The 13,408-nt window shown below is 73.7% G+C and carries 10 protein-coding genes and 1 pseudogene; 3 read left to right on the forward strand and 8 right to left on the reverse strand.

Annotated features, from left to right (window positions below; genetic code table 11):
• Positions 1–29: 29 nt before the first annotated feature.
• The 3 genes from ACKUU6_RS15445 to purD all read right to left on the reverse strand — a co-directional run bounded on the left by ACKUU6_RS15445 (position 30) and on the right by purD (position 4,986).
• Entirely contained in the window at positions 30–1,580 is a 1,551-nt protein-coding gene (locus ACKUU6_RS15445) for a N,N-dimethylformamidase beta subunit family domain-containing protein (protein WP_407989118.1), read from the reverse strand.
• 164 nt (positions 1,581–1,744) lie between these two features.
• Positions 1,745–3,250: a hypothetical protein gene (locus ACKUU6_RS15450; RefSeq protein WP_407989119.1), complete on the reverse strand. Its 1,506-nt coding sequence runs from the start codon at positions 3,248–3,250 to the stop codon at positions 1,745–1,747.
• A gap of 494 nt (positions 3,251–3,744) precedes the next feature.
• Positions 3,745–4,986, reverse strand: a complete 1,242-nt coding sequence (purD, locus tag ACKUU6_RS15455) for a phosphoribosylamine--glycine ligase (RefSeq protein ID WP_407989120.1) — start codon at positions 4,984–4,986, stop codon at positions 3,745–3,747.
• 473 nt (positions 4,987–5,459) lie between these two features.
• Between purD and ACKUU6_RS15460 the strand changes: the two genes are divergently transcribed.
• Positions 5,460–6,245 carry an SLATT domain-containing protein gene (locus ACKUU6_RS15460; RefSeq protein WP_407989121.1) on the forward strand — a complete coding sequence of 262 codons (786 nt, stop codon included), beginning with the start codon at positions 5,460–5,462 and terminating at the stop codon, positions 6,243–6,245.
• Positions 6,246–6,309: 64 nt separating this feature from the next.
• Here ACKUU6_RS15460 and ACKUU6_RS15465 read toward each other — a convergent pair whose 3' ends face one another.
• The 3 genes from ACKUU6_RS15465 to ACKUU6_RS15475 form a co-directional block, all read right to left on the reverse strand.
• Positions 6,310–6,957: a hypothetical protein gene (locus tag ACKUU6_RS15465; RefSeq protein WP_407989122.1), complete on the reverse strand. Its 648-nt coding sequence runs from the start codon at positions 6,955–6,957 to the stop codon at positions 6,310–6,312.
• Between the two features lie 45 nt (positions 6,958–7,002).
• Positions 7,003–7,890, reverse strand: a complete 888-nt coding sequence (locus ACKUU6_RS15470) for a GntR family transcriptional regulator (protein ID WP_407989123.1) — start codon at positions 7,888–7,890, stop codon at positions 7,003–7,005.
• 160 nt (positions 7,891–8,050) lie between these two features.
• Positions 8,051–8,848: a carbon-nitrogen family hydrolase gene (locus tag ACKUU6_RS15475; protein ID WP_407989124.1), complete on the reverse strand. Its 798-nt coding sequence runs from the start codon at positions 8,846–8,848 to the stop codon at positions 8,051–8,053.
• A gap of 168 nt (positions 8,849–9,016) precedes the next feature.
• Between ACKUU6_RS15475 and ACKUU6_RS15480 the strand changes: the two genes are divergently transcribed.
• Together ACKUU6_RS15480 and ACKUU6_RS15485 are read left to right on the forward strand one after the other, a co-directional pair.
• Positions 9,017–9,838: a maleylpyruvate isomerase family mycothiol-dependent enzyme gene (locus tag ACKUU6_RS15480; protein WP_407989125.1), complete on the forward strand. Its 822-nt coding sequence runs from the start codon at positions 9,017–9,019 to the stop codon at positions 9,836–9,838.
• 103 nt (positions 9,839–9,941) lie between these two features.
• Positions 9,942–10,058, forward strand: a pseudogene (locus tag ACKUU6_RS15485) (BRO family protein); the annotation flags it as partial.
• Between the two features lie 543 nt (positions 10,059–10,601).
• Here ACKUU6_RS15485 and ACKUU6_RS15490 read toward each other — a convergent pair.
• Together ACKUU6_RS15490 and ACKUU6_RS15495 are read right to left on the reverse strand one after the other, a co-directional pair.
• Positions 10,602–11,927, reverse strand: coding sequence for an MFS transporter (locus ACKUU6_RS15490; protein ID WP_407989126.1), 1,326 nt, complete (start codon positions 11,925–11,927; stop codon positions 10,602–10,604).
• 73 nt (positions 11,928–12,000) lie between these two features.
• Positions 12,001–13,239: a M64 family metallopeptidase gene (locus tag ACKUU6_RS15495; RefSeq protein WP_407989127.1), complete on the reverse strand. Its 1,239-nt coding sequence runs from the start codon at positions 13,237–13,239 to the stop codon at positions 12,001–12,003.
• Between the last annotated feature and the right edge of the window lie 169 nt (positions 13,240–13,408).

Genomic DNA, 13,408 nt, shown 5'->3' on the forward strand with positions numbered 1-13,408 from the left:
AGTAAGGGGGGCTCCGGGCACCGAGTCTTTCATGAGCGGCCCGCGCCCTCCTTGCACAGGTGGTCGAGCAGGTTGGCGGTGGCCCGCTGGATCCGCTCGTCGGTGTGCCCCGGCCGGTCCAGCGCGGGCGACCAGGCGAAGGTGCCCGCCGCGAACACGTACGCGCCGCTGGGTGCGCGGTAGAGAGAGGTCTCCTGGTACCGCACCCGGCCGGCCGTGTCCCGGTAGGGGGAGTGCGCGAGCAGGGCGCGCTCGGTGTGGTCGGGCAGCGCGACCTTCGGGTAGTAGCGGTCGGCCTCGCCGGCCACCAGACCGGCCAGCTCCTCGCCCTCCTGAAGGCCGGTGCCCTCCCAGAGCCAGTGGCCGGTGTTCCGGGCCACCATCGGCACCGGGGTGGGCACCCGGCCGGCGTACTGGACGCCGAGCAGGTGCTGTTCCGGCTCGCCCGCGTCCCGCCAGAGCGCGCTCTGGCTGCCCGCCGCCCCGGCCGCCGGGTGGCCGGGGTGGAGGCGCTGGCGCTTGCGGCAGTTGAGCAGCCGGTGCGGCTCACCGGCCGGGCTGGGGGTGAGGTCCACCCGCCAGTACATGGTGTTGGCGGACAGGAAGACCAGCGAGGTGCCGCCGTCCCTGGCCCGCTCGGCGGCCCGCCGCATCGGCTCGGACCAGTACTCGTCGTGTCCGGGGAAGACCAGCGCCCGGTGCCTGGCCGGGTCGATCAGCCCGGCGTGCAGGTCGGTCGCGGTGGCGTAGGCGAGGTCGTAGCCGTACCGCTCGGCCCAGCGGATGAAGTCGTACGCGTGGCCGACGTGCAGCGGCAGGCCCGCCCCCGCGTGCGGGCGGTCGAAGGAGACCGTCACCGCCGCCTCCTCCTCGCCGAGCAGGACGCCCGCGCCGTCCCAGGCGTGGTAGAGGCTGGCGCCCTGCACGCCGTCCTCGGGAAACAGGTTGTACGCCTGCCAGGTGACGTCCGGGATCACCAGCAGCAGTTCGGCGTGGTGCGACTGCTCGTCGAAGTCCCGCACGGTGAAAGGGATGTGACTGCGGTGCAGGTTGTCGGCGGTGGTCAGCACCGCGACGTACGCGCCCGGGCGCCAGTGCGTCGGCACGTGCAGTCGCCAGGACTGCCACCAGTGGTGGCAGGAGACGGTGCGGCCGACCACCAGCGGGGCGGGCTGGGCCAGCCCGGCGATCAGCGGGCTGGACGTCATGTGGTGGGCGCCGTCGCCGCCGTAGTGGCCGATCCGGTAGACGTCCACGGTGAACTCGCGCGGCGGGTTCACCGTGACCCGCAGGTCGATCGAGCCGCCGGGGTGGATCACGCCGGCCGAGGCGAAGCCCTTGATCTGCTGCTGCACGTCGTCCGAGTTGGCCGGGGTGCCGACCGGCGGCCGGGGCCGGGGCACACCCGCCGGCAGCTGACCGGGCGCGTCCAGGCTGACGTACCACGGGACCGCGCCCTCGACGCCGGCCACGTACTGGTCCGGGCTCCGCAGCCACGGCAGTGGGCCCTGGCCGAAGGGGTCGGAGACACCGTGCTTCAACGTGCCCGACTCCCAGCGGCGGTTGAGTTCCGTCCCCACGCGCCCCTCCCACACTCGCACCGGCCGGACTCGGCCCCCCGGTGGCATGTGCCAGGCGGATGTGCGTGCGATCCAGCACACCACAGTGCTGGCGCTGCGTCACCCCACCGTAGCAACAAGTATTGTTGAAATCTGGTCCGTTCCCGGAGCCGGCCGACGGGCCGTCAGAGTCGAACCGGACCGGCCAGCCGCAGACCGGCCGCCTCCAGCCAGGACCGTAGCGGGGTGTCCTTGCCCTGCTCCACCACATCGGCCACCAGGGCCGCCAGCTCGGGGCGCCGGATGCCGCCGAGCAGCAGCACCGGGCCGTCCAGCCAGTCCATGCCGGGCCTGCCCCGGCCGCTGTCCAGCGCCACCAGGCAGACCAGCGCGGTGACGTGGTCGACCAGCAGGTCCCGCCCGCTGCGGACCACCTGGAGAGGGGGCGCGATCTGGGCGGTGCGCGCCAGGTGAGCGGCGAGTGCTGCGGCCAGGGGCTCGCCGCCACCGTCCGCGAGCCGGGTGAGCACCAGTTGCAGGGCGGGCGCGGCCTCCTCGGGCGCCCCCTCGCCGAGCACCGCCCGCAGTGCGGCGGCCTGGCCGCGCCAGCCGAGCTCGACCACCTCGGCCGGGTAGTCGGCCCAGTCCAGCTCACGCCAGCCGGTGCCCTCGGTGCCGAACGGCTCCCCGAACAGCACCTCGGCCGCCAGCAGCGACACCGCCGCGTCCACCGATCCCGGCTCCTCCAGCAGGTCGCAGGCCGGCCGGTCGCCGAGCCGGGTCCCGTACCCGTCGGCCAGCCGGTCCCGGCGGGACAGCTCGGTGAGGGCGGAGACCACCCCCGCGTTCAGGTGGGCCGGGTGACGGCCGAGCCGCCAGGCCGGCAGCGCGACCCGGGTGAGCAGCCTGTCCCACCCCGCGTACGCCAGGCCGACCTGCTCCTGTGCGGCGATCCGCAGCCCGTAGTCGACCGACTTGGCCTGCTCGGAGGCGGCCGCCGCGACCGCCCGCTCCAGCTCGGCCGAGTGCTCCCGGCAGGCGCCGAGCAGCAGCTTGGTGAGCCGGTCCAGCAGGGCGGCGGGACCGCGCCGGGGCTCGCCGAGCGAGGCGTCCAGGCCGCGCAGGAAGCGCCGGGCGGCGGCGATCTCCGGATCGGCCGCGGCGGCCGTACCGGCCACCACCGGGGCCAGCAGGGCGCGCAGCTCGCCGGCCCGCATCCACCAGAGGAACGGCGAGCCGATCACCAGCACCGGGGCCACCGGCCGGCCGGCCGGGCGCCCGCCGGGCCGGTGCACCTCCTCCAACCAGCTGTCGCAGTCCGGGGTGAGCGCGATGCCCGACGGGACCGGCACCCCGAGCCTTTCGGCCAGCTCACCGATCTGCCGGTAGAGCTCCGGGGCGGCGGACCGCGCGACCGGCACCGCGGGCGTGCGCGGCGGCACCGCCCGGGCGTACGTCCTGACCGCCAGCCAGGTGGCCAGCAGCACCAGGACGGCGAGACCCGCGACCACCCAGCGGGCCGCGTCCCAGGCGGTGGCGTCGGCGGAGCCGGGGGCGCCTATCCGGCCGGTGAACCGGCCCGCGAACAGCACCACCGCGACTGCGGCGGGCAGCGCGGCGACACCCAGTGCCCGCCCGCGGACCCGGAGCACGGCCCGGGCACGTGCGCGGGCTGCATCGACAGCGGCCATACGGCGCGGCACCCCCTTCGGAGCCGGCGTCCACGGCTCGCGGCGCCCTCCGGTACGGGGAGGCCGGCCACGACCCGGACACCCGAGCCGACTCGAATTGATCAGTGTTCCGAACGGGGAACGACGGACGTCGGCCCCGCTTGTGCATCGTGCTTGGCACTTCTGACAGTTCTGACGCCTGCCCGTGGGCGGGCGTTCCGGATCGCCACCGTTTCCACCCGTCCTGATGACACGACGGCCGGACCGAGCACCACCGACAGCATCCCCCCGGCCGCGCCCGAACACCCGGCGGCGGCCGCACCGGCGGGCAGCCCGCCGACGCGATCCAGCGCACCCTACGACCCGGGGCGCCGTCACGTCAGCCGGATGGCGACCGGATCACCCGAAGGGCTGGAATCCTGCCGCCGACCGGTGTGGCGACTGGCGCCGGAGAACGCCGAAGGGCGCTGCGTCCGGTGGGATGACCCGGTCGCAGCGCCCTCGGGGGCCGTCGGCTAGCGAGCGGCCCGCAGCGCGATGTCGGAGCGGTACTGGCAGCCCTTGAGCGAGATGCGGGCGACTCCCCGGTAGGCCAGCTCGCGCGCCGCGGCCAGGTCGGCACCGGTCGCGGTGACCGAGAGCACCCGGCCGCCGGAGCTGAGCACCTCGCCGTCCGGGCCGGTCGCGGTGCCGGCGTGCAGCACGTACGCGCCCTCGGCCTCCACCTCGTCCAGGCCGCCGATCGGGTCACCGGTGCGCGGGGCGGCCGGGTAGCCCTCGGAGGCGACCACCACGGTGACGGCGGCGCCCTCGTCCCAGCGCAGCGGCTCCAGGGTGTCCAGGGTGCCGTCGGCGGCGGCCAGCAGCACGCCGGCCAGCGGGGTGCGCAGCCGGGCCAGCACGACCTGGGTCTCCGGGTCGCCGAACCGCGCGTTGAACTCGATCACCCGGGTGCCGCGCGAGGTGAGCGCCAGACCGGCGTACAGCAGGCCGGAGAAGGGGGTGCCCCGGTGCCGCAGCTCGTCCACGGTCGGCTGCAGGACGGTCTCCAGCACCTCCTGCACCAGACCCTCGGGGGCCCACGGCAGCGGCGAGTACGCGCCCATGCCGCCGGTGTTCGGGCCCTGGTCGTCGTCCAGCGCGCGCTTGAAGTCCTGCGCGGGCACCAGCGGCAGCACGGTGACGCCGTCGGTGATCGCGAACAGCGAGACCTCGGGACCGTCCAGGTACTCCTCGATCACCACCCGGTCGCAGGAGAGCGCGTGGGCCAGCGCCTCGGCGCGGTCGTCGGTGACCACCACGCCCTTGCCGGCCGCCAGGCCGTCGTCCTTCACCACGTACGGGGCACCGAAGGCGTCCAGCGCCTCGACCGCCTCGGCCTCGGTGACGCAGACGTAGGAGCGGGCCGTCGGTACGCCGGCGCCGGCCATCACGTCCTTGGCGAAGGCCTTGGAGCCCTCCAGCTGGGCGGCCTCCCCGGACGGGCCGAAGACCGGGATGCCGGCCGCGCGGACGGCGTCCGAGACGCCCGCGACCAGCGGGGCCTCCGGGCCGACCACGACCAGCTCGGAGCCGAGCCGCCGGGCCAGCGCGGCCACGGCCGCACCGTCCAGCTGGTCGACCGGGTGGACCGTCGCCACCTGCGCGATCCCGGCGTTACCCGGGGCACAGTGCAGTTCGGTGACGGCGGGATCTTGGGACAGGGAGCGGCACAGGGCGTGTTCGCGGGCGCCGCCGCCGATGACGAGGACCTTCACGCCTCGAAGGGTAGTCGGTGGCCGGATCGGCTCGGTCGCTGGGCCCGTCGGAACCTCCCACCGGGTACGGCCCGCGGGCCAGTCTGATTGGAGGATGCTCCAACCCGCGCTCCGGACCCGACCGGGCGGAGCGACCCGGGGTCAGGGCGACGGAACGGGACGGACTCGCTCGGACGGGTGAAATCTCTCCGGCCGCCGCAACTCTCCCACCTCGGCTTGATGGGGTGAAATCCGATAACGATCGCTGCCGAAGCGGCCACATGGTCAGCCATTTGGCGGTAAGAAGTGCTGTTGGACGAGCACCGGCCGTCACCGTGGCACGACACCATGGCGGCCCGACACCGCTCGCGGTGCCGCCCGTCCGACGAAGTGTCACGCCTGGCCGGTGTCCGGAACACTGGCCGCTCGACGCACCGTCAGGCCCGGTACCCGCCAGGGCCTCAGCAGTCCGCCCGCCACAGGGAGCCCCACAGGTGAGCCAGCCGGAAATGCAGCCCGAGGAGAGCCCCTGGGGCAAGGAGGTCGGCGAGGAGGACCAGCCCGTCGCGCCCTCCGCCGCACGGACCCCCACCCGCCGCCGCACGGACCTGAGTGCCCGCCAGTTCCCGCTCGGGGACTGGGGTGAGCCGGCCGAGCGGCTGGAGGAGCTCTACCGCTGGTCCGAGGAGCGGGCCGTCGAGGCGATCGACTGGTACCGCAAGGACCGGGTCTGGAAGCGGCGCTGGGCCAGGCTGCTGCGGTTCGGCGCGGCCGGGTTCGCAGTGGCCGGGATGTCCGCGCCGCTGCTCTCGCTCAGCGGGGTCTCCTGGTCCTCGCCGAGTTGGGGGTACGTCGGCCTGGCGCTCTCCGCCGCCTGCCTCGGGCTGGACCGGGCGTTCGGCCAAACCTCCGGCTGGATGCGGGACGTCAGCACCGCCCAGGCACTGCAGCGCCGGCTCGAGGCGTTCCAGTTCGACTGGGCCTCGGAGTGCGTGCGCGAGGTGCTCGGCCCCACCGAGGGGACGGCCGGCGAGGCGGCCGAGCGCTGCCTCGGCGTGCTGCGCCGGTTCTGCGAGGACGTCTCGGACGTGGTCAGGGGCGAGACCTCGGAGTGGATGCTCGAGTTCCGCGCCACCATGACCCAGTTGCCCACCCAGTCCCCGGGACCGTGGGGCGGCCGCACCGAGGGCGGTGCCGGTGCCCAGGTCCGGATCCTGCCGCCGCCGGGCACCCGGCCGACCATGCCGCGGCAGCGGCCGCCGGAGGGTCCGCTGCGCTAACCGGTCCGCTCTGCGCGGACGCCCACCGGGGCGTCCGCGCAGAAACGATGCCTCAGGCAGCGCCTCAGGCGAACACGATCATCGAGCCCTGGGTGACGCTCCGGGTGGCCGCCGCGTACAGCCCCGCCCAGGCGTGCCGCTCCCGGGCGAACGGGTGCTGGTCGTCGATCGGCGGCTCGAAGCTCTGCTCCAGATCGGTCGGCGTCAACGGCCGGGTCGGATTCGGCGGGTTCAGCGGGTCGAGACCCAACACCGGTGCCACGGCCTGGAGTTCCCGCAGCAGCCCGTACGAGGAACCGAGCGGCCCGCCTGCGGCCAGCAGCTCGTCGGCGACCAGCGGGAGCTGGAAGTCGATCGGCACGTACGCCCCGGCATGGTCGAAGTGCCAGACCAGGTGCGACTGTTCGGCGGTCGACTCGAACATCTCCAACAGCTGCTCGTAGTCGCCGCCGAGCGCGTCCACCGGCTCGATCGCGAAGCCGGTCAGCCCGAGCAGGTAGGCCCGCCGCAGGAAGTGCAGCGAGTCGTAGTCGAAGGCGGCGATCGGCTCGACCGAACCGGTCAGCCCCGGCGAGTACCGGTAGACCGGGACCTCCGGCAGACCGTGCGCGACCAGCGCCGCGTTGTACCGAACGAGGTCGTCCCGGAACGGGTTCTCCGGGCTGTGCGTCAGGACGTCCACCAGCGGGACGAGCCAGAGGTCGCAGGCCATGGGCCGGCTCTTCCTCTCAGAGGGCGGACACGGGAAGAGCCCACCCTACTGCGCCACCGGCTCCTCGGTACCGGCCCCGGTCCCCGGGTGCCGCGGGCGTCCGAAGCGGCCGGGCGGGACGGCCCTCGGCAGCGGCACCAGACCGAGCCCGGGCTCGTCCGTCGCGGCGGCCGGGGCCGGCTGCTCCGGCTCCGCCACCGGACTGCGGAGCAGCGGCAGCACCGCCACCGACTCCAGCGGGTGCCCGGTCAGCCTGGCCAGGAGCTCGATCGTGAAGAGGTTGTAGTCGTTCATCAACCGGTGCGCCCCGGCCACGTCCCGGGCCTCGATCCGGTCCACCAGTTCCGGGTGCCGGTCCCAACAGACGCCGTCGAGCTCCCCGGCGGTCCGCAGGTGAGGCGCCGCGAACATCCAGGACTGCACCCGCAGCCAGCCCAGATACCCGGAGATCCGGGCGTTGCCGAGCAGCGCCCCGGCCTCGTGCCAGAACCGCAGGTCGCAGCCGACCAGCAGGTCCAGCTGGCCGGACCTGGACGCCCGCTGGGCCGCCTCCGCGCGGCGGCGCAGCGACGGCAGCCGCCGCCAGTCGTACCCGCCGACCCGGGCGCCGAGCTGGCGGAAGGCGCTGTCCGTCAGCATGGTGCGGGCCTCGAAGATCTCCAGGAAGTCCGACCAGTCGAACTCCGGGACGGTGAAGCCTCGGTGGTGCTCGGTCCGGAGCAGACCCTGCGCCGCCAGGTCGACCAGCGCCTCCCTGGCCGGGGTGGCGGAGACGCCGTACAGCTCGGCGATCTCCTTCACGGTGAAGTTGCGGCCGGCCGCCAGGCGGCCGGCCATCATCTCCTCGCGGAGCGCCGCGGCGATCTGCTCGCGCAGGCTGTTGCGCTGGATAGCCGGGCGGCCGTCGCCGGGGGGAGCCGTGGGGCTGGACATCCGGGCGGCGGCCTCCTCTCCGGGTTCGGCACTGCTCGGCGGCCGGTCCGGAAGGAACACGACCAGGGCTCATCTTCTCAAATGCGCCCACGTGGTGCGCAAGAGCCCTAACCGTGGCCATACCCGGACATGCGCCGGCCGTTGCGTCTCCGGCCGTGGGTCAGCGCTGTACGGGTGCCGGGATGCCGAGCAGCCGGTCGCGGTGCACCGGGAACTCGGAACGGGCCTTGGCCGCCCCCGCCGGGTCGAAGTCGACGGTCAGCACCTGCTCGCCCGCCCCGGCCTCGGCCAGCACCTTGCCCCACGGGTCGACCACGATGCTGTGCCCGGCCTGCTCGACGCCGCCGTGCGTCCCCGCGGTGTTGCAGGCCAGAACGTACGCCTGCTCCTCCACCGCCCTGGCCCGGGCCAGCAGGGTCCAGTGCTCGCGCCGCCGCTCCGGCCAGGCGGCCGGGATCAGCAGCAGTTCGGCCCCGGCGTCCAGCAGGGCCCGGAACAGCTCGGGGAAGCGCAGGTCGTAACAGGTCGCGAGACCGATGGTGCCCAACTCGGTGGTGGTGGCCACGATCTCCTGCCCGGCACCCATCGCGATCGCCTCGCCGCTGTCGAAACCGAAGCGGTGGATCTTGCGGTAGGTGGTGGTCAGCTCGCCGTCGGGGGCGAACAGCAGCGAGGTGTTGTAGATCGGGCCGTCCGGATCGCGTTCGACGATCGAACCGGCGTGCAGCCAGATCCCGGCGGCCCTGGCGGCGGCCGACATCGCCTCGACGGTCGGCCCGTCCAGCGGCTCGGCCCCCTCCGACCACGCGTCGTAGGCGAAGCCGCCGAGCGGCCACAGCTCGGGCAGCACCACCAGGTCGGCGCCCTCCTGGGCGCGTACCAAAGCGGCCACCCTGGCCCGCCGTTCGGCGGGCGGTTCGGCGTCCGAGACGTCGATTTGGATCAATGAAGCGCGCACACTACCACCGTCCATGGGACCAGTCCTACGATCGTCACCCGAAAGCACTGCCCGGCTGTCACCCGGCAGCGTAACGTGCGGTTAGCGCCGCCGCCCGGAAGCCGGAACACCCGGGTTCACGCTCCAGGGCGGCACAGTACGGAAGCTGACGGAGGGCCGGAGAATCCCGTGACGGAGAACCAGACCGTGCAGGCTTGCATCGACGCGTGGACGCAGTCCATCGAGGCGATAGCCGAGCTGCTGGCCCCGCTGCCCACCGACGCCTGGAACCGACCCACCGAATGCCCCGGTTGGTCGGTCCGCGACGTCGTCTCGCACATCATCGCGCTGGAGTCCGAGCTCCTCGGCGACCCCCGGCCCATCCACTCCCTGCCCGGTGACCTCCGGCACGTCACCGGCGAGTTCGCCCGCTACATGGAGCTCCCGGTCGACAAGCGGCGCTGCCACACCGCACCCGAGATGACCGGCGAGCTGGAGTACACCGTCATCCGCCGCTCGCGCGCCCTGCGCAATGCCAAGCACCAGCCGGACGACCTGGTCCGCTGGCCCGCCGGGCCGCTCTCCCGCGACGTGACGTACACCGACCTGCTCCGGATGCGCGCCTTCGACGTCTGGGTGCACGAGCAGGACCTCCGCCGGGCCCTCGGCACCCCTGGCAACCTCGACTCGCCCGCCGCCCTGATCTCCCGCGACATCCTGCTGGCCGGCCTCCCCAAGGTGCTCGCCAAGTCCGTCGGAGCCCCGCCCGGCACCACCCTCGCCCTGGATGTCTCGGGCCCCGTCGAGTTCCTCCGCACCGTCCGGGTCGGCGACGACGGCCGCGCCACCATCGACGAGACCGTCAGCCTCGCCCCCGACGTCCGCCTCACCCTCGACTGGGAGACCTACCTCCGCCTGGCCGCCGGCCGAGGCCGCCCCGGCCCCGTCAAGATCGACGGCGACCAGGAACTCGCCACCCGGCTCCTCACCCACTTCGCCGTCACCCCCTGACAGCGCGCCACCCCGCCCGGAGCGTGCCGGCTCGGCACGCGGGTGGTGCACCACGCACTCCCACCAGTTCGACTCGTACCGGTACGTCACCAGTACGGCCTCGTTGTCGCGGGCAGCCCATGCACCCGAACACGTCGTGGTCAGCGAGGCCGGGCTCTACGCCTTGCTCATGCGATCGGACAAGGATGCAGCCAGGCCGTTCCAGCGCTGGGTCATCGCCGAGTTGCTGCCGTCGATCCGGCGCGGTGACACCGACGTCCCCGAGCAGCAGCAGCGGATGACCGAGACGCTCAGCGAGGCGATCGGCCAGCAGGTGCAGATCCTCGCCCAGCTCCACCAGGAGGACGGCCGCCGCATCAGCCTCCGTCGGGACGGGACGGTGCACTGCCGGCACGGCGAGATGGAGTTCCGGGTGCCGAGCCGTCAGGAGGACAGCAGGCCGCCGTTCGGACCGTACCTGGAGTGCCTGGCCGTGGAACGGGTGGGAATCCGGGGCGGAACGACGATCCCGTGCTGCGAGAAGCTCAAGCTGGTGGACCTGATCCGCCGGCTGATGGCCCGTCCACCCGCATCGGTCCCGGTGGTCGGAGCCGGCACTCCCGGCTTCCGGGCCACGGTGCACGGGGAGGTCGGGCCGTTCAGGTTCCGGACCGGGGTGGCCGAGTTCAACGAGCTGCTGCGGGGCACACCTGCTGCCGTAGCCATCAGTCGTGGATACCCTCGCCTCCACCGAGAGTATCCACGCCTTCGCAGGTCAGAAACGCTAGCCGACCAGCCGTCGCAGCCGCAGGATCATCCCCGTCCCGACCGCCAGCGGCACGAAGAGCCAGCACAGCGCCCACCGGTACGCCTCCGGCGAGTGCACGCCGCCCGGGCCCGCCAGGGTGTCGAGCAGCAGGCCGACTCCGAAGAGAGTGATCACCGTGCCGATGAAGCCGCCCATGTTGGCGATGCCGGAGGCCGTGCCCAGGCGTTCCGGGGGGTTGTGGGAGCGGGCGTAGTCGAGGCCGACCAGGGAGGCGGGGCCGTTGGTGCCCATCACCACCAGCAGGGCGAGGAGCAGCCAGAGCGGCGGGTGGGCCCCCGGCCAGGCCAGGACGACGGCCCAGCTCGCCGCCGTGGCGGCGATGACCGTCAGGGTGATCGGCATCCGGGCCCGGGCCGACCGCGAGAGCAGCCGCCCGAGCAGCAGCGCGGAGACCATGTTGCTGCCGACCAGGACCGTGAGCAGGCCGCCCGCCTCGCCCCGGGTCATGCCCTGGGCCTCCACCAGGTAGGGCATGCCCCAGAGCAGTCCGAAGGCCGCCCCGGGGAACGCGGTGGTGAAGTGCACCCACATGCCGAGCCGGGTGCCGGGTTCGCCCCAGGCGTCGCGGATCTGGGAGCGTACCGAGAGCCGCCGCCCTGCCACCGGGACGACCACCACGCCCGCCGGGGCCTCCCGGAGCAGCAGCGCGACCGGCACGAAGACCCCCACCCCGAGCAGGGCGACGAAGGCGAAGCTGGCCGTCCAGCCCTCGCGGTGCAGGGCCTGGGCGAGCACCACGGTGGTGATCAGGTTGCCGCCCATCCCGACGAGGCCGGTGAGCTGGGCGACCAGCGGGTTCTTCGCGGCGGGGAACCAGCGCGCGGAGATCCGCAGCACGCTGATGAAGGTCATCGCGTCGCCGCAGCCGAGCACGGCCCGGGAGACCAGCGCCGGGCCGAAGGACGTGGAGAAGGCGAAGGCGAGCTGACCGAGGCTCAGCAGCAGGATGCCGGTGAGCAGCACCCGGCGCGGTCCGAACCGGTCCACCAGCAGGCCGACGGGTATCTGCATCGCGGCGTACACCAGCACCTGGAGCACCGCGAAGGTGGAGAGCGCGGAGGCCCCGATCCCGAACCGTTCGGCGGCGTCGATCCCGGCCACGCCGAGGCTGGTGCGGTGGATCACCGCGAGTACGTAGACGCTGACCCCGATCGACCAGGCGAACCAGGCGGCCCGGCCGCCGGGGGGCCCCACCGGCAGCAAGGCGGTCGGCAGGGGTACCCGCTGGCCGGGGACGGTGGCGCTGGTGGCGGGGCTGGCGGTCTCGGGGTCCACGGTCACGTCGACCAGACTATGCAGCCCGTCAACCGCGAATGCGCGGGCCCGGGCAACGATCCGGGCACGAAGGGACGTCTCAGGCCCTGAGCCGCCAGCTCACCGTGCGGGTCATCCGCTGCTGCCGGAACGCCTCGTCGCGGACCCAGTCGGTGTCGTCCCGGACGGTCGCGGTGACCGTGACGGTCCGCCCGGGCGGGACGGTCAGCCCCGTGGTGTCCAGCCAGCTCCGGTCATCGGCCGGGCTCTCCACCACCCTGCCGTCCACCCGCCACTCCACGGTGAGCCGGCGCGCCCCGGTCAGCCGCAGCGGCCGGGCGTCCAACCGGGGCCGCCCGGTCACCTCGCCGGCCGCCGGGACGGGCGGATCGGTCGGGCCGACCCGCTGGTAGATCTGCTTGATGATCGCCTCCCGGGAAGGCAGGTTGTAGCTGCCCCCGAGGGTGCGCATCACCGAGTCGGCGGTCGGCCGGTAGACCCCGTTGGCGCTGCGGTACGCGCCGATCACGCCGCCGCCGTCGGGCGACTGGACGCCCAGCCAGCGCCACCACTTCTGCTGTCCCCGGCGCATCTCCTCGGCGTCCACGGCGGACAGGTTGGGGTACTCCGCGTCGGCCGGTGCGCTGTCGTACTCGTCGCCGAGGTCGCCGACGGTGTGCCCTATCTCGTGCTGGATGATCCGACCGGCGTCCGGATTGCCGCCCGCCAGCGTGGTCACCCCGGTGCCGCCCGCACCGCCGTACTCCTTGGAGTTGGCCAGCGCGATCAGGTACTGCGGGCCCTCGCCCTCCCCTGCGTACCTGGCGGTGGCGGTCTCGTCGGCGCAGAGCAGCCGGGCGGTGCCCTCGCACCAGAAGTGCATGCCGAGCGGCGTCCCGGGGCGGCGTCCCGCCTGGTCACCCTCGGCGATGCCGGACGCCGGGGAGACCACGTCGACCCGCCTTATGTTGAAGAAGCCCTGGTAGCTGCGGAACGGTTCGATGTCCATCAGCGACTGCCAGGCCAGATCGGCCTGCTGCCGGAACAGCTCCTGCTGCTCGGCCGTGTAGCCGTCGCCGAGCAGCACCAGGGTGATCCGCCCGGCCGGCGGCCCGGTGCGGCGTATGTCGACGGTCGGGGCGGCCCCGTCGACCCGCAGCGCGGCCGGATGGACGGTGTGCGGCGGGACGGCCAATTCGGTGACGGGCGACGGGGCGCCGATCACGTCGTACGGCGGCGGGGCGGCCACCTCCAGCGCGGCGGGGAGCACGGCAGCCGCCAGGAGTACGGCCGCTCCCAGACCGCGGAGCAGACGACGGCCAGGATTGCCAGAAGGCATATGGGTTCGTCCTCGCTGCTCCGGTCACCCGGCGGGGGCTCGGGTGGGGGGTCGCGAAGACGTACCCGTCCCGTACGCCCCCGCAGTCCCCCGGCGCGCCAAGTTCCCCGGACCGGTGCAGCGGGTCGGCCGTCCGGCTCAGCCCCGGTTGCGCGGATCGGCTCCGGTG

Source organism: Kitasatospora sp. CMC57, from assembly GCF_045866025.2.
Classification (GTDB): Bacteria; Actinomycetota; Actinomycetes; order Streptomycetales; family Streptomycetaceae; genus Kitasatospora.